The following is a 24,861-nucleotide window of genomic DNA, read 5'->3' as shown; positions in this document are numbered from 1 at the left end:
GCAAAGCTTTATACATCAATTAGTTAGATGAAAAATCATCAAGAGAAAAAGTACATGCTATTGTATTAAAAAGTGTGATTATTTATTTTGCTTAGGGATAAAAACACACACTTTTGTTAACATTAAATTACATCTTTAGCAGCCGGCATCATCTTAAATAAAATGGCTATTACAACCAAACGGATTAGTTCTGGTGCTCGTACTGCCCACGATAAACTTCAAATACTTTTAATACGGTGTGTTGCTCTTTTGAAAGCGCGTCAAACCAATCGTCAAATAATTCATCATCTTCTTGTTCGCTTAATGCTAAATAATGAGCAAGTAATTCAATGATGTCGTTATGAGAACACCCTAACGAATCAACTTGTTTAGCCAATATACTGTGGTCACGCTCTCTGAGAGTATCCATGACTCCTTGGTCGATTTGGTCTTGTTGTGCCTGAGCGTCACTCATAAAACTACCTCTATTAACGTTATTAAATTTTTATTATTTTTGTTCGCTGAGTCTAGTTATAGCAGCCTAAATACTAATAGCCAGTACTTTTGATCTAAGTGCTTATTTTTTGACTAGTTTGTGCAAATACGCAGCAATTACACTGCGTTTAAGGCTATTTAAAATGATTTGCAAAGGGAAAATAAATACGTTAAATTAAATGATATACTATCACATAACACTAAAGGCATTTTATGAAGCCCAATATTCACCCTGATTACCATGTGGTTGCTTTTCATGATACTGCAGCTGATTCTTACTTTATTATTGGTTCAACCATTAAAACCAATCGCACTATAGAAATTGAGGGTAAAACATATCCTTATGTTCCTATTGATGTCTCAAGTGACTCACATCCATTTTATACAGGCAAACAAAAAACGCTCGCTACTGATGGACGCGTTGCGCAATTTAATCGTCGGTTTAAAAACCTCTCTACAGCTAAAAAGGAAAGCAAATGAAAGTTTTAAGTTCATTAAAAAGTGCAAAACAACGACCAGGTTGTCAAATTGTAAAGCGCAAAGGGCGAGTATTCGTGATATGTAAAGATAACCCTAGATTTAAAGCTGTGCAGGGTATGAAGAAAAAGTAGCAAGATAAAATAATGCCGAGTTTATACTCGGCATTATTATTAGGGTCTGTTTATTTAACTACAACAGAAAACTCAGGCACTGCTTGAATAACCTTTTTCACGGTACATGTATTCACCGCAGCAATCAGCGCTTTTTTATATTTAGCTGGGAAACCTTCTGGCAAGCCAATTTCGATTGAAAAAAGCTTCTTACCGTTTTCATCTACATTTTCGTTATTTTGTGTCAGTGTCATCCCCTCGGTCGAGATCTCTCTTTGCTGACAAAATTTACGCGCATAAAAACCAGCACACAACACCATGCTTACTAAAAAATAGTCAAACGGTTCTGGATGTTCTGCATCACCACCAGCGTTTATGCTTTGGGCGCTTATAACTTCATGCTCACCAAACTTAGCACTTAATTTTTGACCATCTAACATTGAAACCGAAATTTCCATTACTAATCCTTATTTTCCAAACAATAATTCAAAAAAGCCTGGAGGCTCGTGTAATTCGTGATATTTTTTGCGCAAATTATCAATCGCCTTAAGTGGTTTTTTTGCCGACTCAAGCCCCTGCTCGTTCGCTACTTTTTTGGCTAACTGGGCTTGAATCAGCACCTTATCTAACCCTTGCACCGACTTTTCAGCTTCTTTATAAAACTTGGCTTGCTTACTTTGCTCTATCAATTTAATAAATTCATCGATAGCGCCATTAAATTCTGCTAACTGGGTTGCTTCAACACTTTGTTTATAAGCAAGCCCAATGTTTTTCATGGTCTTTTCTAAGTCGCTCATTTCATTTGCGGCAACTGTTTGACTAAATATTAATACCATTAACAACAAAACTGCTTTCATTAATACATCCTAAAAAATAATTGTTGCATACATACTAAACTTACTGAGGTATTATATAGCATAACGCCTAGATGTCACACGGAGCACTTGCACAAGGATAAAGTTGGGCTTTAAAAAGTTTACAGAGAAATGTATGTCCTTGTTTAAATTATACCGCCTGCTAACGTTTACCTGCATTCTGTTGAGTAGTTATAGTGCTCATGCCCTAGAAGTCATATTTATTAACCCTGGTTTTTCTAATACTGAAAATGCACAAAACAACACAGGAAACTTTTGGTTTGATGTTTCTAAAATCATGCAAAATGCAGCCACTGATTTAGATGTTACATTAACGACAAAATACGCAAACCGAAATCATATTTTAATGAAAGAGCTTATTCAGCAGGCTATAAATGATAAGCCCGATTATCTGATCCTCGTAAACGAAAAAAATGTTACCAGTAAGTACCTCTCTAAAATAGACAGTAAACATGTCCCTATTTACTTTTTATTAAATCGCCCCTCGCCTGCGTCACTCGATATGTTACGTAAAAATGGCACTAACATAGTCGGTAGTATTACCCCAAATAATCGCGTTGCAGGTAAATCATTGATGCAGCAGCTTTATAAAAAGTTTACCAATAAAACAACAACTAGCGCACATATATTGGCGTTATTAGGCGACTATGCAACGCCTGCTTCTATTATGCGCACTCAAGGGTTAATGGATTTTTTAGCGCAAACGCCGCAAGTTACTTTAATCGCTAAAGAGGTTGCCAATTGGTCTGAACAAGAAGGGTTTACAAAAACTTTGGCGTATATGCATCAAGCTCCTGAAATTAACATTATTTGGTGTGCGAATGATGCCATTGCTTTTGGCGCAAAAAGGGCATTAAAACAGCTAAACATGCAATCTCAGGTTATTGTGGGCGGTATTAACTGGGAGGTTCCACCTAATAATGGTTCAGAGCTTGATGTATCTATAGGAGGTCATGTTTTGTTAGGTGCTTATGCTCTGGTTAATCTGTTCGACAACCATACGCAACCAAAACTTAGTCCTTTGCTTCATCGTTCAGCTGATATTTTTGACCCACTTACTGATGAAAACACCCCCTTATATAAGGCGATAAATACAACAGGTCTAGCAGAAATAAACTTTATACAGTTTAGTAAAACACGCGCTGACTGGCATAAATTTACCATAGAAAATCTACTTTTAGCGCTTAAGCAATAGCACTGTAAAGCCCCTTTACAGTGCGGTTACTTTATTTAAAACTCTGAATGTAATTGTTTGCGTTATTTATGCCTTATTAGATAGCCAAAGCGTTTGATAGGGTGCTAACTGCATGGTTTGTAACGCGTCATCGAGTGTTGTATTAGAAATTAGCTCAACCCATTGCTGGGTATTTATTAAGTTTAAGTCGGCTAAGGTTAAGCTTTGTGGCTGACTGCTAATATTATAAACACAAAAAATACTTTGTTGGCGGTCTATACTTTGTCGCCAAAAACCAAATAACCCCTCTCCTAAGTGCAAAGTAAATTGTGTAGCATTAGGATGGAATGCAGCTTGTCTTTTACGCACTGATAATAACTGTTTTATTCCCTTGAACACCTGGTGATGGTGGCTGTATTTTTCTTCAATAGCCGCTAATAATTTTGATTCTTGCCAGCGATGACGATTAATTGCGCGATTGTGCTGCGAATTTTCAAAACGCTCATAGTCATTAGTTGTACCAAGTAAACTATGTATATATAGCCCCGGTATTCCTTCCATTGCAAACATAATGGCATGGGCACACAAAAAACGCTCAAGCCCATATTTATCTGCGCCATTGTGCGTCCCTTGTAAGGCATCAAATAAGGCAATATTTAGCTCATAAGGGGTATGCGTGCCATCGTGACTAGTGCGCATTGAAACACGTCCCCCAAATTGCATGGTCGTGCTTACTAACGAAGCAACTTCACTCGGTTGTAATAAGCCTTCAATTGGCCTCAAACCAATACCATCATGAGAGGCTATAAAATTAAAATATGCGGTACCGTTTTGCGCTGGCGGCATGCTCATCATCCAGTGCTTAAGCGCCGTACTATCACCACTAAGTAAGGTATGCAATAACAACGGCGGCAAAGCAAAGTTATAAATTGCATGCGCTTCGTTGGCATTACCAAAGTAAGATAGGTTTTCTTGATTAGGAATATTGGTTTCGGTAATAATCACCACACTGGGCTCAGCATGCTCAATCAGCGTTCGCAGTAAACGCACCACTTCATGAGTTTGTGGCAAGTTTATACAACTGGTGTTGAGTTTTTTCCATAAAAAGGCCACAGCATCAAGGCGAAATAGGCGAATACAGTTATCTAAATAGTGGCGAATAATGCCAACAAACTCTTTTAAAACCTCAGGGTTTTCAAAATTAAAATCCACCTGATCATGACTAAATGTACACCATACATGCTTATCACCGCTTGCTGTGGCTACCGTATGTAATAATGGCGAGGTTCGTGGGCGCACTACTTGGCTTAAATCATCAGTTAAACTGGCTGTTTTAAAGTAGTCTTTCCCTGGGTGAGTATCGGTTAAAAAGTTTTCAAACCAAAGGCTTCGGCTAGAACAATGATTAATCACTAAATCAGCCATTAACTTTACATCGTTGGCAATCGCATTTATGTCTTGCCAGTCACCAAGCGCTTCATTAACTTGCGCATAGTTCATTACCGCAAATCCTTCATCTGAGCTGTACGGATAAAAAGGTAAAATATGCAGTGCATTAAGCTGGTGATCGCACTGCTCTTTTATAAAGCGATGCAAAGTTTTTAACGGCGCCTCTAGGGGAGTTCCAACTGCTAACTCACTGTCTTCATGATTTATAATAGAATCGCCATAGGCAATTAAAACAATATCTTGTTCATCCCAGCGATTAGTGTGCGGCGTGGGATCGCGAAGTGGGTTATTACCTAGTATCAAGGTGATTAATTCTTCAGCCAACTCAGCTACCGACATAGGTAACTCAACCCCTTGATAAATAGTATGTAAATGTTGTTCGACTCGTTGAAAAAACTGTTCCCTAATTATGTCCACAGGCGCCTCGTTTAAGTATACCAATTTAACTGTATTGTTCGTTATCAAGCTCAACGGCTTCTTTTAATCGATCTAGTACATCGGGCATCGCCGAAGCTACACGGTTCCAACTCGGCACAAATGGCGCTTCCATTGGGTTTTCTAAAAAGTGTTGGCCAGCATTCATAATATTTTGTGCAAACATTTCTACCGCTTTTTCTTCTTGGTGAATATCAAGTGTTAAGCCGTTCATTAACGCATCATTATGATAGGTTTCAATAAAGTCTAAACCAATGCGGTAATAAGTCGCTTTTAATGAGCGAATGGTCTCGCTGGTAAAGGTAACCCCCTGGGTCGCTAGCTTTCTAAATAACGCTTTGGTTATATCAATAGACATTTTAGAAAGGCCAGCAGTTTGGTCGTCCAGCGATAATTCTTGGTGTTTATGATCGTAGTTATCGGCAATATCAACTTGGCATAAGCGGTTATGGGAGTAATTACGGTACATCTCGCTTAATACGCCAATTTCTAATCCCCAGTCACTAGGAATACGAATATCGTTTAATACATCGCGTCTAAACGAAAATTCACCGGCTAATGGGTAACGAAACGAGTCCATATACTCAAGGTAGTCTCTGCTGCCTAATATGGTTTTAAACGAGCGTAATAACGGAGTAACCAGTAAACGCGATACTCGACCATTTATTTTTCCATTGGCAGTACGCGGGTAAAAGCCTTTACAAAATTCATAGTTAAATCGAGGATGTGCAACGGGATAAATTAATCGCGCTAATAAGCCTCGGTCATAAGTTAAAATATCGCAATCATGTAGTGCTATTGACTCAACCTCCGCGGTAGCGAGTTTATAGCCCATGCAATACCACACATTACGGCCTTTACCGAGCTCGCGTGGCGCCACACCTAAAGCTTGAAGCTCTTTATCGAGCGCCTGCAAACGTGGGCCATCGTTCCACAACACTTTATGGTTTTGATCAAGCGATTTAAAAAAGTTCAATGCATAGCGATACTGGCTTTCGTCGGCTCTGTCTAAGCCTATAGTTATTTGCGATAAATACGGTACTTGTTGCAGCTCTTTAACAATATTTTGTAAAGCAGGGCCTTCTAACTCACTAAATAATGAAGGCAATATAAGCCCCATTGGTCGCTGTTTACTAAAGCCAAGTAACTCTTTTTCTAAATCGTCTACGGGTCTATTGGCAATGTTATGTAGTGTTGTAATAATGCCATTTTGATAAAAATCAGCCATGTAAACTATACTCCTCAGAACTGGGTAAAATACTGTTAATACAAGGTAGTGCTGTAATTTCTTCAACCCAGCCTAGCGGTGCCGGCAATTGAGAATAGCGCGCTTTGTTATAGGTTAATTTAACTGGCTTTTTACTCTCTGGATTGGTAATGATGATGGCGATATCAGCCTCTTCTAGCATTTGCTTATCGTTTTCACTATCCCCTAGCGCAATAATGCTCAGCGCTTTAGTAAACTGCGTATTAAACTGCTGCACTAACCATTGCTGAGCCATGCTTTTATCGGTATTTTTTCCAATGTGAACAAAGCGCCCGCCTACTTTAACCTCGTAGCCATATACTGATATCGCATTGATAAATTCATTTAGTTGCTGCTCATCGCCATGCCAGTAGAGCGGATCTGAGTATTGACGGGTTTGTGCTTGCGTTGCTTGTAGCTGGTTTAATCCTGTCATTTTCATTACCTGCTCACTGGTCAGCTCACTAAACAAACTATATTGGTCGCCGTAGTCTTTTTTTAAGCGTTTTAAATCAGTCCATAAATTGCTAATGGGTGCAGCAAACGAGTAACACCAGTAGCCTTGGTATTCGCTGCAGCCAATTGGCCTGAGATTAAAATAATTTTTAGGAATATAAACAGCCGAGCCATTTTCAACAATGAAAGGCTGTGTAATATTAAGCGCTTGTTGCAGTGCCACTACTTCACTAAATGTTTTGCTGGTATTAAATACCACAGGTACACCGCTGTATTGCAGCTCTTGTAATAAGGTATCTACCGCATCGGTGTTGTAATCTCTGTGATTGAGTAATGTGCCATCTAAATCGGTAAAAATGATAGGTTGTACAATACTATCGCTTGTAAGCACCATCGCAGTTACATCTCGATTACTATCGAGCTCTATAAGTGCATTTGCTTTAGCACTAAGGGTGTTGAGGTTTTCACGCGTGATGCGTTCAAAATGAGAAATAAACCACAATAACTGCTCATCAGTCATAGTGCCTGCGCCCTGCCCTTGTTTGGCAATTAACTTGTGTTCTTGCTCTTGGCGCCACGCAAACACATCATCAAAACTCGGGGCTTTGAGCATAATTGTGTAATCGATTTTATCAAAAACGGTTTTATATTCATTGGCTAAACAGCTGTTAATACAGCGACGCCATAACCCTTGTTGATCGTATGATTTTTCTAGCTCGTTAATAGGCTCAACTAAAGTAAAAGGCTGCTGTGGTTCACTGGCTACACACCACCCTTCTAAAATAACAACATCGATCGGCTGACTATTAGTTAACCATTTATTTTTTGCTACGGGTTCATCTTGTTGCTTATCAAAACGCGGCAGCGGTACATTTACTTCAGTATTTAATAAACGGCTAATGGTGTTATCCATCAGCGCAACATCATGTGTACCCGGAACGCCTCTAGTGGCGAATAAACAATGCACATCTTGCGCTAACTGTTGGCGTTTTTGAGTTGATAAATAAAAGTCATCAATAGAAAGCGCAACACAGTTTAGGTGGGTATTTTGGCTAAACCAAGTTACTAAATAATCACCAAGTGTGGTTTTTCCTGAGCCTTGGCAGCCATTAATTGCGACAAATATAGGGGCTGTTTTTTTACTGGTTAGAATGTCCTGCGCAATAGCAGAAAAATACTGCTCGCTAATATACTGATATTTCAATGGCAGTTGGTGTTTTACTAAAAAAGCATTTATATCCACACTCTTGGTCTCCATATAACAATCCCTGAGTCAACTATAGGGTATGACTAAGGAAATGCAGTTACTAGACCAATATTATTTATTGTTACTTTTTAGTAGGTTAAAAAAAAAGCGCATTTAAAATGCGCTTTTTTGGTGCAATATTTTTAACCACAGTGCAAACTTAACTCTGGTTGCTCTGTGCTTTGGGTAATACTAAGTTTAATACTATGCCTAAAATAGCACATAAGCTCACACCTTCTAGGCTGAACTCACTACTACCTATGTACATACCACCAATACCACAAATTAAAATAAGTGCCACAATACTTAAATTACGCGGTTCACTTAAGTCATCGCCCGATTTAACTAAGGTGTTTAAACCAATAACCGCAATAGAGCCAAATAATAAAATCATTATTCCGCCCATTACTGGCACCGGAATGGTTTGCAAACTAGCGCCCATTTTAGCAACAAATGCTAAGCAAATTGCGATAATGGCAGTCCACATCATTACTTTAGGGTTAAAGTTTTTAGTAAGCATTACCGCACCGGTTACCTCTGAGTAAGTGGTGTTCGGTGGGCCGCCAAATAAGGATGCGGCAGACGTGGCTAAACCATCACCAAATAAGGTGCGATGTAGTCCTGGTTTTTTCAAATAGTCTTTTTTTGTAACTTGGCTAATTGCCATCATGTCGCCAATGTGTTCAATAGCAGGCGCAATTGCCACCGGCACCATAAATAATATGGCTTGCCATTTAAACTCTGGTAACACAAAGTTTGGCACAGCTAACCACTGCGCATTACTTACGGCTTCAAATTGCACTATACCCATAAATAACGATAGCGTGTAACCGGCAACAACACCGGCTAAAATAGGTATTAATTTAAATACCCCTTTACCCCACACGGCAAACACTAAAGTAACGAGCAATGAGAACATAGAGATAATAATAGCGCTGTCGTAGGCAATAATTTGTGTGCCACCATCGCCACTTTTACCCATGGCCATATTAACCGCCGCAGGCGCAAGCGCTAGACCAATTACCATAATCACTGGGCCTACCACAATTGGCGGCAAAATTTTATGTAAGGTTTTTGTACCTTTAAACTTCACCAATAAACTTAATAGCATATAAGTAAAGCCCGCCGCCATTAAACCACCCATCGTGGCCGGTATGCCCCACATTTGCACTGAGGCAATAATGGGTGCAATAAACGCAAATGACGACGCTAAAAAGATAGGCACTTGGCCTTTAGTCACAAATTGAAACAACAAAGTACCTAAACCAGCGGTAAACAACGCAACGCTAGGATCTAGGCCGGTTAAAATAGGCACTAGTACCAACGCACCAAATGCAACAAACAGCATTTGGGCACCGGTTAGAATAGTTTTTATAGAAAATGTAGAATTATTTTGCACTGCTAAACCTTAGTAAACCGTACCAAAAATTTTGTCACCTGCATCGCCAAGCCCTGGGATAATGTAGCCTTTTTCATTTAAATGGCTATCAACTGAGGCAGTAAAAATCTCTACATCTGGGTGAGCGGCTAATGTTTTTTCAACGCCCTCAGGTGCAGCAACCAGTACGATTACTTTAATGTCTTTACAGCCTGCTTTTTTAAGCATATCAATGGTGGCGATCATAGAACCACCAGTAGCCAGCATTGGGTCAATCACTAAGCTTAAACGCTCATCAATATTACCCACTAGTTTTTCAAAGTAGGGTACTGGCTCAAGCGTTTCTTCGTTGCGCTCTAAACCCACTACACTCACTTTAGCCGCAGGGAGTAATGACATTACGCCGTCCATCATCCCAAGGCCCGCACGTAAAATTGGCACCACGGTAATTTTTTTACCCTTAATGTGCTCAACTTTAAGTTTATTACCGTCCCAACCTGTAATTTCGTTATCTTCTAATTCTAGGTTTTTAGTGGCTTCGTAAGTTAATAATGTGCCCACTTCTGAACACAACTCGCGAAAACTTTTCGTGCTAATTCCATGCGCGCGCATTAAACCTAACTTATGTTGAACAAGGGGATGAGAAATAACGTGAATAGCCATAGTAATAAACCTAGTGATAAAAAATTTGACGTATTTTATATTAAAACAGGCCGTTTGACTGTTAATTTTAGTCTTGATTTTATAGTTCGTGCCAAAATATTTAATTTAGCCACAACTATAAAGATTTTTGTGTTTATGAGTTGTTACTCGCTAACCAATTATTTACCTGATCATGCATGTAGCTGTTAACTTTTTTGTGCTCGGGGCTCCACCCAAGTAAAAACCGATAAAAGTCTGCCCATGCCACTGGCCATAAATGAGCCCATTGTGTAACAACATCATCAGCATTAATGTGTGGTTGATAGTCACTCAGAGCTTGCTTCAATTGGCTAAAATAATAATCAAGGTAGCTCTGTGCGTGTTTATGAAGCTCAGATTCATCCATACAACTGGTCATAAAATACATTACATCGACCACCCCAACACCCGCACCCACATATTGGAAATCGTAACCGCGTATATTGCCTTGGCTATTAGCGGCAAAATTAGCAAGCTTGGCATCACCATGAATTAATGTTTTATAATTACACTGCTTTAATGCGCCGTTTAACAGAGATGCAGCCTGTTTAATATCGGACTTTTCAGGTAAGTTATTAAATTCATCAGGACGTGTACCCAAATGCCAATAGCTTCCTTGCGCCCATAAACCATCAAACTTTGTATTTAAATGAAAGGCATGAAAATGTGCCAACCACTTTAATATGGCTTTTATATCCTCGGTGGTTGCTTGGCTGTACCCCTGCTTTGAAAAATCTTTAAACACCAAGGCAAACTCATCGCCCTTGTTGATTGCTTTAATGCATTCAATACTTGCTGCTTGCTTAGGCAATTTATGGCTAAATTGCTGATAAAACGTATATTCAACGTGGTAAGAGTCACGCTTTCTATTAAGTGCAAAGTTGCTTTGTTTAATTTTAGGGTGATTAATGTGATCGGGTACTTTAATCGCTTTAATAACACAGGCTTGCTCATCAAGTTGGCACTTCACAATTTGACCACAGCCACTCCAAAGTGAGGTTAGGGTTTCGCCAATAGCTATACGTTCAAAATACGGGGTAAGTAATGGAAGATAAAAAGACATAGCCATATTAGGTTGCTAAATTTTAGTTAGTTTAACATTAGACGGTGTTTTAAATAAAAGCTCTTAATAAAAACGCCCTTCGCGCACAACATGAAATACACTGTTAATAGCAAAACTAACCTGCCGTTTTCTTGCAATTGCTAGGCACATCCTGCTTGTTATTTATATTACCTAAAGCATGGTTTGAAAACATTGAAAGTACAAAGTTTAAGATGGGTGTCTGTTTTACTTTCTTTTAGTACTTGTAGGTGCTTAGCACCAATTGAACCAATATAAAATAACACCCCAAAGACGCTAATATCAATTAGTAGTTTTTGAATATCAAAAGCATCTGAAAATATAGAATACTCAAAAGAGAACAAATAAAATAAACCCTTTGACACGAAATACGCAGTTAAGAAAGGGATCAAAAAATTAAGTAAGGATTTGCTTGAATGATTAATTTCCATATTTATATCTCCATTATTGATTTAATTAACTCAGCTAAAAAAAACAGCTAACGCTCTGTTAAGGGATGAGCAGCTCTTGGCTATACTTGAGCGAAACTAAACTACCAAGCGTTGGAATCACTCTTAAATACTCTGTTAGCTTTGTACTCCAAGCTCGTGTATTAGTTTCTTTCTGCACTTTTCGACAGAATCAATAGCTGACGAATAACCTGAGACTGCTGATTCTAAAATTGCTTCGTCAGGATCATTACTGAGAGCAAGTTCCATACTAGATAGCATACCTATAGATTGAGATAAGTCTGACAAAGCTTGCTTTGCAACTGAAGTAAGGTAAAGACCGTGAACCATTTTAACTTTATCTATAGCGACGCGATAATAATGAAAATATCGATTGTCGGCTAAAGTGTCGACATTACTCCAGACGTAATGTTCATTTGGTGATCGTTCTGCGAGTTGTTTCCAACTGTATAGATGAATTTCTACGAGTAACTCATCAATTGCAGTCAGCGCGTCCAAACTCTTAGATTTAAATGACTGACGTAGAGCACCTTTCACATTTAGTTCCGTCTTGATCTTTTCAAGTTCAACAGCATGCTGACGTTTAATAGATTCTACTTGGTCTGTAATCTGCCCAATATCTTCTTTTGTCGCTAAGTTTTTGGCTTTTTCAGATAGATACTTGGGAAAGTAGTTTCTAATAAGAAAGCCACAGATGGATATGGATACCACCACAACAATGTTTAAGATTAACACTAAATCTTCCAATTGACCTCCAAAGAACATAACGCCCTGTTAAGGTGTGAGCAACGCAATATAAAGCCGCCGCATACCACCTTAAACACTAAAACCAACGCATAGTAAAAATGCCATGCGTTGCGAATCACTCTTAAACAGTTTGTTATATTTACATTCGATCAAAGATAGATCCCATATCAGGACTGAACAGCTTGTGATACAACTTAGTAGCATAACTATCGGTCATACCTGAAATATAGTCACATATTACTCGTTTTTTATTCGTTGTATCTAGATACTTTTTATAAGTAGATGTAGGAAGTAAACGTTTGGGATTTTCTTGAAGAACTTCAAACAAACTAAGAACCATTTGTTGCCCTTTATACTCTAGAGTTTGAACTTCTGGTCTTTTTATTACATTCTTGAATACGAACTTCTTTAATAGTTTAAGTAATGATTTTGCTTCGTCAGACATTTTCACCTGATATTTAAGCAATGGCGTTTCAAACTCGGTCTTTTCGTATACCTCAATGCTAGGTATAAAATAACCAATTAACTTACTAATTGCATGCTTGCGGTCTTTATTCGATTCTGAAAATAGCTTTTCATTAAAGAAATCAATATCATTATATATGACATTGCCACTTCCCATCTTTGTTATAACTTCATCATTCCATTGTTTAAAAGTAACTAACTTTAGAGCCAATGCATCTTCTAAGTCATGAACGCCATAAGAAATGTCATCAGCCAATTCCATTATTGATGTGTCAAAACCTTTAAACTGTGCTTTAGAAACACCATCCTCTTTTTCTGTTAGTGTTCGAAATAGCAATTGATCATTTTCAGGAATTCCATCAAGAATCCAATTTAAAGTATCACTATCATCATCATGGATACATTTGGGTGGTTTATAGCCATCAATATTAATCTTAGTTTTACAACCACATATGCTGGAGTAATCAGCCACTTCTTTATGTAATACTGGATATTTTAGTAGCCCCAACATTGTTCTACGAGTTAGGTCTAAACCACAATCTGGCGAGTACTCACCTAGTTTACTAACAATTCTTAATGTTTGCCCATTACCTTCAAAACCACCTTGATCGTTCATATAGAAGTTCAGAGCGACTTCTCCGCCATGTCCAAATGGAGGATGGCCTATATCGTGAGCTAAACAAATTGCTTCAATCTGGCTTAGTGTTGGAATCCACTCAAGGTAATCTTCTCTATCTTTATACTTTTCTCGTAAGTGCTCACAAATTCCAGAGCCAATCTGGGCGACTTCTAATGAATGAGTTAGTCGTGTTCTGTAAAAGTCACTTTCACCGATTCCTAAAACTTGCGTCTTTGACTGTAATCTCCTAAATGAAGAGGAATGAATGATTCTAGCCCTATCTCTTTGAGCCTGACTATCATCCGTATTTGAATTAAATGGCTTTGCTTCGTAACCATCTAAATAACTGCGTCTTGCTTGCCACATATATAAAATCCTTCTGTAAATATAACGCCCTGCTAAGCAGATGAATGGTTGGCTATAATCGCGAAGCGATGGCCAACTGCTTTTATTCTATTTAAGCAACTTATTATACGCTCTCAATGAATTGAACCATCTTTTTCCAAGATGGCACGTCAAGGGAGTTATCATAATATTTCAATAAAAACTCAAATGCAGGAAGTGGTGAATAATCTATCTCAACATTAAAGTGTTTAAATATATCCCCAACTAATATTTCGAGGTCATCTTTTGTCATGATGTGACACATATTATTTTGTTGTAATAACGGGCGAGCATAACATTGATAATCGATGAGGTAATTATGCCCACCACCTGAAAATAGATTCTTTATCCCAACACTCTCTTCCCATTTTTGATTTCTATTGAGCATCTGCCCCGTAATTTTCTTTTGAAAGTTACAATCCGAATTCAAAAGTTCCAACATAAGCTCGCAATGTTTATTGATTACTTGTGTAATGCCATCAAATATTACTGATTTTTCAATATCGATTGCTTTTTCCATGAACACACGATATACAAGTTCCTTTATTACTGTTGGGTTAGAAAGTAAAGACCCTTCAATTGTATATTCCCCCCATATAAAGCTTGGCAACTTAATTTTTGTATTCAATTGAGTAACAAGCTTAACTCGTTGATCACTTGTCATGTAATCAGCATCGATTATTGAAATAGATTTGTCCCATAAGTTATGCCCATTAGCAATGACTTGAAAAAATCCTTTATAATGATTGATACAGTCTATAAATGTATCTAAGCCATTCAGCGACCAAAAAACATAATCATCAAGAGTCTTATTTGATACCTTTTCATATATATTTCTGATATATAAAGCATCATCTTCACCTTCAACGAAAACAATTTTTTTAGCTTCTAAACAATCTAGTATATCTAGAGAGTCACTATTTCCAAGTGCTTTTATAACCTTTGATTTACCTGATGGTTGAATTCCTACTTTCAAGCTAACTGGGTTATTCTCAGTTATTGGCTTAATTTCTAATTCAGTCAGCCCATCACCTGAGTTACTTATGTGAAATATGTTTTTAGGCTGAGTTGCCCTAATTAAACTTTCATTATGGGTTGTTAAAAATACTTGTGCCTTTAGTGAGTTTCTAACTAACACATCTATTAATCTTTTTTGGATATCTCTGTGTATATGCGAATCAGGTTCATCTAACATAATAAGGTTAAGATCGGACCGGTCCTCATGAATTGCTAGCATTAACTCAATTATTTGCAGAGTACCACTGCCCAGTAGAGAGATATCCTTCGCTGTATCTTGATTTCCAAAATCAACATTAACACTAACCTTTACATCACTATATATATTTCCAATAACCTCAAAGGATACTGAATGCTCTGACTCAAATAGTATGTACGAAACATCATTCTCAAAACTTGAGAAATTTTGGCTGTTTTGTAATTTCGCAATCCTGTTTCTTAATACTAAAAATGATTTCCTAGAGAGAATCTGTTGAATTACTTGAGGTGGAGTAACATACTTTTCATCGGAAACAAGTGCGGCGACAGGTGATGCATAAATGGCAGAGAACGGTGTAGGTAAACTTAAGTTTGAGTTGAAAGTTTCAAAATCGAAATTGTCATGATTATCTATATATATTAGATAATTACCACCATTTGCTTGTCTGATCCGAATTGGAATTACAAGCTCAAAATCTTGACCAATTAATTTAACAGATATCACAATTTGATTATTTTTATCCATTTCATAAAAAATATCTTCATATCTTGAAGTACGGACAGAGGTTATTGAACGATGATCGATATAATTATTATTTTTTTTACCTAAACGAAAATCTCCCAAATGAATTTTGTTCTGCTTATCCGCTTTTTTTGCTTTCACAATAAGAGTTCTAAAGCATTCGTTCCAAAGTGCTAAGGCTTCAAGAATAGTTGTTTTTCCAGCATTATTTGTACCAGTAAATACATTCAACTCTTTATTTAGTTTAATTCTTACTTTTCTTAGGGTTTTAAAATTATCAATATATATTTCACTAAAAAACATAATTTTCCAAAAAAATTCCGAGAGTTGAGTTGAATACCATGATGCTAACGATTAGCGTATAACAACTTTATCAAAGGACACTTTCCTCTTTTTATGAGCAATTCATGTCCCCTTAATTATTTTTAATATTAATTACAAATCATGTAACTCATTGCCAGCTTTAAACTTTTAGGCAAGCTGTTCTTTTATTAATACGGTGCAGAAAAGAGGAAAGCGTCCTCATTTCTTGGCTTTGGAAGAAAACACAAAAATACCACGCGTTGCGAATCTGCTTAAATTGTTTGTTATGTTCGAAGTTTAACTGCTGTGCCAAACACTAATATTTCTGATGCACCATCAGTAACTGAGCTAGTTGTAAATCGTATTCCTACTATTGCATCGGCATTTAACTTTTTTGCATCTTCTATTAATCGTTCTACCGCTATATTTCGAGCTTCCATCAACATCTCGGTATAGCCTTTGAGTTCGCCGCCCACAATTCCTTTTAAACCAGCCATGATATCTCGACCAACATGCTTAGACTGAACCATGTTACCATTGACTATGCCCAATACAGCTTCGATTTCCTTGCCTGGAACAGTTTCCGTTGTCGTATAAATCATAATTTTTCCCTAAAACATAACAGCTCATTAAACACCACTTTGGGAGTTATAACCCTCAAAACAGCGTATATTATATACGCTCAATAATTCCACTAAACAACTCTAATGTAAACAAGTAATTACGTAGCTTATTTACCACCCATTGTTAAAATACACTAAAACAACGTTTAATAATGTTCTGTACCATCAAATTAGTCGTCATTATCTCTGAGCTTGAATTACACCCATAAAAAAGTCCCGCTTGATGTTACTCAAGCAGGACTCCACACTAATTTTGTATCAATAAAAGCGCCTAAACTGCAGGCGCTTTGCATTATTGAATTTTATTGGTTAACCACGCTTTTAAGCGGATTAACTGGCTGTGCGTTGTCGTCTAGGATGTTCATATCGAAGTCGAACTCATCAACACGAATCGCTTTTTCACGCTTTTTATTGTAATCACTTAACTGAACAAATTCAGCGTCGTTAATTACTTTTGCAGCAAGTGCATTTTCAAGTGTGATTGAAAAACGCGTACCCGGCTTGAAGGTTTTAGCACGTAGCGCTTTTTTCACTTTTGCTAACAGCTCTAATGATGCCATTTTAGCTTTGTAAGCTTGTTCGTTGATGTGATGACCATCACCTTCAATTGGCTTAACTAAATGCGTGATTTGCGCTTTAAATGCCGTATCAAGCTGAGCTTGTTTTGCTAGTTCACGGATTAAATCATCGCTGATTTTTGGCATTTTAGTTGAGTAGTTCATAGTAATGAAACGAATGAACTTACGAGTACCACTTGCAGGGAAGTTATCTAAGAACTTGTGCAATGCTTCTTCTGCACTTTGTAGTGCAAAACGAGTCGCATAATGGAAGTAAGGAGCCGCTTGCTCACGCTCGCTGCTTGCTACTTTTTGCTCGTAATACTTAATAGATGCCATAGCTGCATACAAGAAGCTCATTACATCGCCTAAACGTGCTGAAAGCATTTCAGCTTGCTTTAATTTACCGCCAAGTACTAGTAACGAGAAGTCAGCATATACAGCTAATTTAGCTGATAGTTTTTGCACTGCTTTTTCGTAGTCACGTACTTCTGGTAATGCTGAGTTTGCACTCGCGGTAAACGGTAGCACACCTAAGCGGAATGCACGTAAGCTGTTTGCTGTGCTGTAACCAATTGTTTTACGTAAAATACCGTTAAATTCTGCATCTGCGTTTTTGTCATCGCTGTGGATAGACTCAACCATAGATTGTAAGTATGGGTGACAACGCATAACACCTTGACCAAAGATCATCAGGTTACGAGTAAGAATGTTCGCGCCCTCTACCGTAATGGCAATTGGCTGCGCCACATAACCGCTAGCAAGTGTGTTTTGAGGACCATTCTGAATTGCTTTACCCGCTTGAATATCCATTGCTGAGTCAAGTACATCACGACCAAGCTCTGTCATATGGTATTTAGCGATTGCAGTCACTACCGATGGTTTTAAGCCCATGCCTAAACCTTCAGTTGTTAATACTCGCATTGCTTCTTGTAGGTATGTTTTACCTGCAATGTCAGCTAGCTTTTCTTGAATACCTTCAAATTGACCAATTGATAAACCAAACTGTTCACGCACTGCTGCGTACTCAGAAGCTGATTTAAATGCAACTTGTGCTGTACTTACACCCAATGCTGGTAATGAAATACCACGACCTGCGCCTAAACAGCTAACTAGCATTTGCCAACCGCGACCGATGTTTTTCTGACCACCAATAATAAAGTCCATTGGTACAAATACTTTGTTACCACGTGTAGTACCGTTGTAAAAACGGATACCCATAGGATCATGACGGTTACCAAGTTCTACACCAGGATGCTCTTTTGGAATAAGGGCACAAGTAATACCTAGGTTTTCTTTGCCACCTAGTAGACCATCTGGATCAACTACTTTAAACGCTAAACCAAGTACAGTAGCAATTGGTGCGAGTGTAATGTAGCGCTTGTCCCATGTAATTTCTAGGCCAAGTACTTCTTCACCGTTGTACATGCCTTTAGTTACGGTACCTACATCAGGAATACCGCCTGCATCAGAGCCTGCTTCTGGGCTGGTTAATGCAAAACATGGAATGTCTGTACCATTTGCTAAACGTGGTAAGTAATGTGCTTGTTGCTCATCTGTACCGAAGTGAAGTAGTAACTCACCCGGGCCTAACGAGTTTGGTACCATTACAGTTACCGCAACCGCTGAGCTTTTCGTTGCGATAGTACCTACAATTGTTGAGTTAGCGTATGGGCTGAACTCTAAACCGCCAAACGATTTAGGGATAATCAGCGAGAAGAAACGCTCTTTTTTCAAAAACTCTAAAATGTCGTTTGGTAAATGAATACCATTTTGAATGACTGAATCATCAATCATGCCTAGTAGTTCTTGTACTGGACCGTCTAGAAACGCTTGTTCGTCTGCGGTTAATTTTGCCGCAGGTACATCGCGTAGCGCGCTAAAATCTGGTTTACCTTGGTAGATAGACCCTTCTAGCCATACATCGCCAGCGTCTAGCGCTTCTTGCTCAGTAACTGAAATACTTGGTAATACTTTTTTTAATTTTGTACGTAAACTCATAACGAACTCATCCGACCAGATAAATAATACCTACATTACGTCATAAAAATCGGTTTAGATCAATTACTCTATTCAATTAATTAACAGTTTTTGCAATTTATTTTCTTTACCTGAACGTAAACTGTTGAAATAAAAAGGCTTACAACTGTACGCTGAATTATTATTTTTTTTGTAAAAAATTTAATAATTCAGACTTATATCGCCGTAAATACAGATTTGGTAATAAAGTAGAAACAAAAAAGCGCAGCCTAAAATTAGGCTGCGCTTTTTAAATATGGGAATGTGAGTAAACCTAGCTTATTTTAACCACTTGTTTACCTGTAAAACCACCTGTAAGCTGTTTATTTAATGCGCTAGAAACAGCCTTTGCGTTAAAATCAACAGCTAATACTTCTGGAGGAATTATTTCGCCATTAGAGACCGTTTCAAGCAACAAATTACCCATAAAACTCATGCGCTGCTGCGCGCATAGGCTATTGGCTAACCACGCGCCACCTAAGGATACAATACTAATATTGGGTGCTCTACGGTACATTAGCTGCTGTTCAAAATTAGGCAGTGGGTTTAAACAAGCAATACGACCGCAAAAACGCATTAGTTCGATATTTTGAATGGTCGATTCCCCACCCATAATATCAATAACGGCATCAAATCCTTGTGGGCCAAGCTCTCGGCGAATTTTGTCACATAAGGTTTTGTCGTTGTAATCAAAGACTACATCAGCCCCTAGCTGCTTAACCAATTTGTGGTTACGCTTGGAGGCGGTTGTAAATACATCGGCACCACGCTGCTTTGCAAATTGAATAGCAAATTGACCTACAGCACCTGCCCCGCCTTCAACAAAGAGGGTATCGCCCTCAGTTACGGCTAATTTATCTAAGCTGATAAGCGCTGCCATTCCGGCGCAGGGCAAAGTAGCAGCCTTATCACTGGCTAATTGCTGCGGAATGATAGACACTGCATAATTAGGCACTTTTGCGTATTCGCTCAATATCCCTTGCTCACCAATACTGGCGTGCCACATTACACGCTCACCCACGCCAGGAAATACGCCTTTACCCGCTTTAACCACTACACCCACTGCATCCAAGCCTAAAACATGCGGATACTGCCATAAACAAAAGCCAGATTTAGCAAATTGCGCATCCACCGGATTTAAACCAACATACTCCACTTTTACTAACAGCTCATTACCTGTGCATTGAGGCACAGGTAATTGAATATCCGTTAAGTTAATATCCTCACTAGGCTCTATTAAGGCAATAGCCTGCATAGATGAAGGAATAGTATCTGGGTTTGTAACTACAGTATTAGGCATCAAAAACTCTACTAGTTAGTATTACTTAACGCGTAACTCCATCGTCCATTAAATGACTGGTAAGCATTTACCTTAGCCAGTAACGATGAAATAGTTGAATCAACGGCATTTTCTTGTGCTATTAAAACATCCTGACGTGCATCTAACAACTCTAAGTAAGGAATTTGCCCTTCTTCATACATTGCTTGTGCTTGTAAAAATGCATTATTAGCAAACTGATACCGCTGCTCAGCAAAACGCGATTGCTGTGCTTGATTGACCAAGTATTGCAATGAAAGTTCACTCTCGTTAATCGCTTTTAACACCACTTGTTGATAGTCAGTATAAGCAGCTTGACTTAAAAACTGCTGCGCATCACGCTGAGCCAACAACGCAGGATAACTCAATAAAGACCATTGTACTTGTGTTGCAACTTGCCACTGCTGCTGGGTGTCGCTAAAACCATTACTGCCCAAACTTAGTACGCCTGCAAAACCACTTAAGCTGATATCGGGTAATAGAGCTTTACTGGCTGCCACACTTAAACTATTTGCTTGGCTAAAGTCATATAATGCTCGGCTAATATCGGGCCGCAGTGCAATCGCTTGATTTGGCTTTGCTAGTGACACTTGAAATGCCTTGCTCAATACAGCACGTTCATCTTTAATACTCAGTGATTGCGTTGGTTGTGCACTTAATACCGCCAGCGTAGATAAGTCACGAAACTTAGCATATTCAATCGCCGGAATGAGCGCTTGTTGCTGCCTAAGTTGCGCCATGGTGCGGTTTAAATCAAGCTCATTTGCCACACCTTCATCTACTTGCGCCTGCAGCACTTGAATGCTTTGTTCAAGTGCTTCTATTTGCATTTCAATAATTTGTTGCTTTTGCAGGTTGCCCTGATAGCTGGCAAACCCTTTAACCACAGATGACACAACTTCAATTTGTAATAGCCTAACTTGCTCTGCTTGGCTCATAGCTTGTGAATTTGCGGCATCAACGAGTGCAGTTATTCGACCAAATAAGTCGAACTGCCAGTCAAGTGCAACATTTGCACTTGACTGTCGGTTATTGGTATCGCCTAGTCCACTTCGTTTAGCTCCAACCTCAACACCGCCTTGCGGTAAGTATTGTGCTTGTTGTTCACCAATACGTGCCAACGCACTTTTAAGCACTAACTGACTCGTTTGTAAGTCGTAGTTATTAGCTAATGCGTTACTAACAAGCTGGTTTAATTGCGCTGAACCTAACTTGTACCACCAGTTTTGCTCATCTTCACCAACATACTGTTCTGCCGATATTGCTTGGGCAACAAACTCGTTTACTTGTTGTTGCTCAGCTGCTGTATCTATTTTGCTCGCACAGCCAGATAACACTGCAATCGCTAACACTGAGCCTAAAAATGCCGGCATTTTAAATTTGTTTAAATGTAATTTAGTCATTTGAAGACTCCTCAGCGCGCTGCTTTTTTACCACCAGCATGTAAAACACTGGCGTAAATAATAGCCCAAATACAGTCACACCAATCATACCTGAGAATACTGCGTTACCCATTGCATGACGCATTTCAGCACCGGCACCGGTTGCTAACACTAACGGAATAACACCCGCGGTAAAGGCAATTGAGGTCATTAAAATAGGACGTAAACGCATACGGCACGCTGCCAACATAGCCTCAAGGTGCGATAATCCAGTGTCGTGTTTATCTTTGGCAAATTCCACCATTAAAATGGCGTTTTTAGAGGCCAGTGCCACCAGTACAATTAACGCTATTTGGGTAAATATATTGTTGTCTGAGCCTACAAACCACACCCCTAATAACGCAGAGAATATAGTCATAGGTACAATTAAAATAATGGCCAATGGTAAACGTAGGCTTTCATACTGTGCAGCCAGTACCATAAACACAAGCAATACCACCAGTGGGAACACGTACACCATAGTATTGCCGGCAAGTACTTGCTGATACGTTACCTCAGTCCACTCATATTCAATACCAGTAGGTAGCGTTTTCGCCAATACATTTTCAATCGCTGTTTGCGCTTGGTCTGAGCTGTAGCCTGGCGCTGGGCTGCCGTTAAGTTCAGCACTTGGGTAACCGTTGTAGTGCATAACACGATCAGGGCCTATAGTTGGCGTTACCGTAAGCACTGAGCCTAGTGGCACCATATTACCTGCACGATTACGTACTTTTAGGTTTAGTATTTGCTCTGGGTCTACCCTAAATTCAGCATCTGCTTGAGCATTTACTTGGTAGGTACGACCAAACATATTAAAGTCGTTTACATACACTGAGCCTAAATAAATCTGCAATGAGTTAAATACTTCATCAAGCGCAATACCTTGGATAAGTGCTTGCTCGCGGTCAATATCAATATCCATTTGCGGCACTTGAATTCTAAAGCTTGAATACAGCCCCATTAACGCCGGATCTTTTTGCGCCGCGGCAATCACTGATTGCAAGCTATTAAATAATGCTTCAAAGCCTTTGTTAGCTCTATCTTCAATTTGCAGTTTAAAGCCACCGGTGGTGCCTAAGCCTTGAATGGGCGGTGGTGGAAATACAGCCACAAACGCTTCATCAATAGCTGCAAAACGCTGGTTTAGTTGCGCTGCAATAGCCGAAGCCGACATACTCGGATCGGTACGCTCTGCAAAAGGCGCCAATGGTGTAAACACAATGCCGCTGTTAGGGCTATTAGTAAAACCATTTACAGATAGACCAGGGAACGCCACGGTGTTTGCAACACCAGGAACCTCGAGCGCTATTTGCTGCATTTGTTTTACTACCGCTTCAGTTCTGTCTAAGCTTGCTGCATCTGGTAGCTGCGCAATGGCAACTAAGTATTGCTTATCTTGCTGTGGTATAAAGCCACCAGGTACTGCGTCAAACAGCTTAATCGTACCGCCAACTAAAGCAACATAGGCAACCATTACCACCACGCTCATACGAATAAGCTTTTGTACTAGCTTTTCATACCCTGTTGCACCACGGTTAAACAGTCGATTAAATGGCTTGAATAACCAGCGACCAAATAACTTATCTAATAAGCGGGTAAACGCATCTGGTTTTGCGTCGTGCGATTTTAACAATAAGGCTGCTAGCGCCGGTGACAATGTCAGTGAGTTAAACGCTGAAATAACTGTTGAAATAGTTATGGTTAAAGCAAATTGCTTATAAAACTGTCCAGAAAGTCCAGTAATAAAGGCCGTTGGAATAAATACCGCACACAATACCAATGCAATCGCAATAATTGGGCCGGTTACCTCTGTCATTGCAACGCGTGTTGCTTCAAGCGGCGATAAGCCGTTTTCTATATTTCGTTCAACATTTTCGACCACTACAATCGCATCATCAACCACAATACCTATAGCCAGTACTAAACCAAATAGCGATAAGGTATTAATAGAAACACCAAGCCATTGCATTACAGCAAAGGTACCAATGAGTGAAACTGGCACAGCTATAAGCGGAATAATAGATGCGCGCCACGTTTGTAAAAATACAATAACTACAATAACAACCAATGCGATTGCTTCAAGCAATGTCGCTATTACCGCATCAATAGAGCCACGAACAAACACAGTTGGATCATAAACAATGTCGTATTCAACACCTTCAGGAAAATCTTTCGATAAACGTGCCATGGTTTCACGGACCTGATCTGAAAGCTCAATTGCATTTGAACCCGGGCGTTGAAATATTGGCATTGCCAATGCGGGTTGATTATCAAGTTCAGCACGCAGTGAGTACGAGTCTTGGCCTAAGTCAACACGCGCTACATCTGACAAACGCGTAAGTTGCCCTTGCTCACCTACTTTAATAATGACCTGCTTAAATTCTTCAATGCTATTTAGGCGGCCTTTCACGTTTAATAAAATTTGAAATTGGCTATCGTTAGAGATTGGTTGAGCACCTAAGCTACCCGCTGCAACTTGCTGATTTTGCGAGCGCAAAGCAGCCACAACATCGGTTGCTGTAAGCTCACGTGCTGCTAATGCATCTGGATTTAACCACACACGCATAGCATATTTACCACCACCAAATAACTGAATATCACCCACGCCAGGTAAACGAGCTATTTCATCTTTAATGTTTAAATCGGCATAATTTGATAAATACGCCGTATCATGGCTATTCTGGGGTGAATATAAATGCACCACCATGGTTAAATCGGGTGATGACTTTTCAGCAACTACCCCTAAACGCTGTACCTCTTGTGGTAACCTCGGTAATGCACTATTTACTCGGTTTTGCACCTGTACTTGAGCACGGTCTAAATCCGTCCCTAAGGCAAATGTTACGGTTAAAGTCATGCGCCCGTCACTGGTCGCTTGTGAAAACATATATAGCATGTTTTCAGTACCGTTTATTTCTTGTTCAAGCGGTGTTGCCACTGTTTGTGCAATAACCGTTGGGTTTGCGCCCGGGTAACTGGCTGTCACTACCACTGTGGGTGGCACAACTTCTGGGTATTCACTGACTGGCAGCTGAAATAAAGAAATGCCACCTGCAATCAAAATAATCAGCGACAGCATGGCCGCAAAAATCGGTCGCTGGATAAAAAAGTGTGAAAATTTCATTTAATAACC

The 24,861-nt window shown here is 39.1% G+C and carries 20 protein-coding genes; 3 read left to right on the top strand and 17 right to left on the bottom strand.

Annotation, left to right across the window (positions count from 1 at the left end):
* Positions 1–184 precede the first annotated feature (184 nt).
* On the bottom strand, positions 185–454 hold the full coding sequence (locus tag ACNSN2_RS17905; protein WP_010388978.1) for a hypothetical protein: 270 nt from the start codon (positions 452–454) through the stop codon (positions 185–187).
* Positions 455–687: 233 nt separating this feature from the next.
* Between ACNSN2_RS17905 and ACNSN2_RS17900 the strand changes: the two genes are divergently transcribed.
* Complete coding sequence (locus ACNSN2_RS17900; RefSeq protein ID WP_008463845.1) at positions 688–954, top strand: type B 50S ribosomal protein L31; 267 nt, start codon at positions 688–690, stop codon at positions 952–954.
* On the top strand, positions 951–1,085 hold the full coding sequence (ykgO, locus tag ACNSN2_RS17895) for a type B 50S ribosomal protein L36 (RefSeq protein ID WP_004586489.1): 135 nt from the start codon (positions 951–953) through the stop codon (positions 1,083–1,085). Before ACNSN2_RS17900 ends, ykgO begins: the two co-directional genes overlap by 4 nt.
* Before the next feature lie 50 nt (positions 1,086–1,135).
* Here the strand turns inward: ykgO and ACNSN2_RS17890 are convergent, their stop codons facing one another.
* Positions 1,136–1,522, bottom strand: coding sequence for an OsmC family protein (locus tag ACNSN2_RS17890; protein ID WP_418609420.1), 387 nt, complete (start codon positions 1,520–1,522; stop codon positions 1,136–1,138).
* 9 nt (positions 1,523–1,531) lie between these two features.
* Positions 1,532–1,921, bottom strand: a complete 390-nt coding sequence (locus ACNSN2_RS17885) for a cytochrome b562 (protein ID WP_054201221.1) — start codon at positions 1,919–1,921, stop codon at positions 1,532–1,534.
* A 133-nt stretch (positions 1,922–2,054) separates the two neighbouring features.
* Between ACNSN2_RS17885 and ACNSN2_RS17880 the strand changes: the two genes are divergently transcribed.
* Positions 2,055–3,134: an ABC transporter substrate-binding protein gene (locus ACNSN2_RS17880; protein WP_418609422.1), complete on the top strand. Its 1,080-nt coding sequence runs from the start codon at positions 2,055–2,057 to the stop codon at positions 3,132–3,134.
* Positions 3,135–3,200: 66 nt separating this feature from the next.
* Here the strand turns inward: ACNSN2_RS17880 and ACNSN2_RS17875 are convergent, their stop codons facing one another.
* The 14 genes from ACNSN2_RS17875 to ACNSN2_RS17810 form a co-directional block, all read right to left on the bottom strand.
* Positions 3,201–4,979, bottom strand: a complete 1,779-nt coding sequence (locus ACNSN2_RS17875) for an alpha-amylase family glycosyl hydrolase (protein WP_418609423.1) — start codon at positions 4,977–4,979, stop codon at positions 3,201–3,203.
* 25 nt (positions 4,980–5,004) lie between these two features.
* Positions 5,005–6,225 carry a hypothetical protein gene (locus ACNSN2_RS17870; RefSeq protein WP_008115311.1) on the bottom strand — a complete coding sequence of 407 codons (1,221 nt, stop codon included), beginning with the start codon at positions 6,223–6,225 and terminating at the stop codon, positions 5,005–5,007.
* On the bottom strand, positions 6,218–7,957 hold the full coding sequence (locus tag ACNSN2_RS17865) for an HAD-IIB family hydrolase (protein ID WP_109874905.1): 1,740 nt from the start codon (positions 7,955–7,957) through the stop codon (positions 6,218–6,220). Before ACNSN2_RS17865 ends, ACNSN2_RS17870 begins: the two co-directional genes overlap by 8 nt.
* 148 nt (positions 7,958–8,105) lie before the next feature.
* Entirely contained in the window at positions 8,106–9,344 is a 1,239-nt protein-coding gene (locus ACNSN2_RS17860; protein WP_055011979.1) for a uracil-xanthine permease family protein, read from the bottom strand.
* A gap of 9 nt (positions 9,345–9,353) precedes the next feature.
* Entirely contained in the window at positions 9,354–9,986 is a 633-nt protein-coding gene (gene upp, locus ACNSN2_RS17855; protein ID WP_372860345.1) for a uracil phosphoribosyltransferase, read from the bottom strand.
* 133 nt (positions 9,987–10,119) lie between these two features.
* The gene (locus ACNSN2_RS17850; RefSeq protein ID WP_418609848.1) at positions 10,120–11,067 is read right to left on the bottom strand and encodes a kinase; all 948 of its coding nucleotides are present in this window, start codon (positions 11,065–11,067) and stop codon (positions 10,120–10,122) included.
* A 584-nt stretch (positions 11,068–11,651) separates the two neighbouring features.
* Positions 11,652–12,281 (bottom strand): hypothetical protein, encoded by a 630-nt coding sequence (locus tag ACNSN2_RS17845; RefSeq protein WP_418609427.1) that lies wholly within the window; start codon positions 12,279–12,281, stop codon positions 11,652–11,654.
* Between the two features lie 139 nt (positions 12,282–12,420).
* Positions 12,421–13,731: an anti-phage deoxyguanosine triphosphatase gene (locus ACNSN2_RS17840; protein WP_418609429.1), complete on the bottom strand. Its 1,311-nt coding sequence runs from the start codon at positions 13,729–13,731 to the stop codon at positions 12,421–12,423.
* Between the two features lie 103 nt (positions 13,732–13,834).
* The gene (locus ACNSN2_RS17835; RefSeq protein ID WP_418609431.1) at positions 13,835–15,790 is read right to left on the bottom strand and encodes an ATP-dependent nuclease; all 1,956 of its coding nucleotides are present in this window, start codon (positions 15,788–15,790) and stop codon (positions 13,835–13,837) included.
* Positions 15,791–16,074: 284 nt separating this feature from the next.
* Positions 16,075–16,392 (bottom strand): heavy metal-binding domain-containing protein, encoded by a 318-nt coding sequence (locus ACNSN2_RS17830; RefSeq protein WP_054201227.1) that lies wholly within the window; start codon positions 16,390–16,392, stop codon positions 16,075–16,077.
* 323 nt (positions 16,393–16,715) lie between these two features.
* On the bottom strand, positions 16,716–18,971 hold the full coding sequence (locus ACNSN2_RS17825) for an acyl-CoA dehydrogenase (protein WP_010388995.1): 2,256 nt from the start codon (positions 18,969–18,971) through the stop codon (positions 16,716–16,718).
* A 292-nt stretch (positions 18,972–19,263) separates the two neighbouring features.
* Complete coding sequence (locus ACNSN2_RS17820) at positions 19,264–20,289, bottom strand: zinc-binding dehydrogenase (protein ID WP_418609433.1); 1,026 nt, start codon at positions 20,287–20,289, stop codon at positions 19,264–19,266.
* 11 nt (positions 20,290–20,300) lie between these two features.
* On the bottom strand, positions 20,301–21,710 hold the full coding sequence (locus tag ACNSN2_RS17815; RefSeq protein WP_418609435.1) for a TolC family protein: 1,410 nt from the start codon (positions 21,708–21,710) through the stop codon (positions 20,301–20,303).
* Complete coding sequence (locus ACNSN2_RS17810) at positions 21,703–24,852, bottom strand: efflux RND transporter permease subunit (RefSeq protein ID WP_054201232.1); 3,150 nt, start codon at positions 24,850–24,852, stop codon at positions 21,703–21,705. The genes ACNSN2_RS17815 and ACNSN2_RS17810 overlap by 8 nt, the downstream gene beginning before the upstream one ends.
* Positions 24,853–24,861: the final 9 nt, after the last annotated feature.

This window comes from Pseudoalteromonas sp. US3C1013, from assembly GCF_048401115.1.
GTDB lineage: Bacteria > Pseudomonadota > Gammaproteobacteria > Enterobacterales > Alteromonadaceae > Pseudoalteromonas > Pseudoalteromonas undina.
This window is presented reverse-complemented; position numbering and strand designations above follow the sequence as displayed.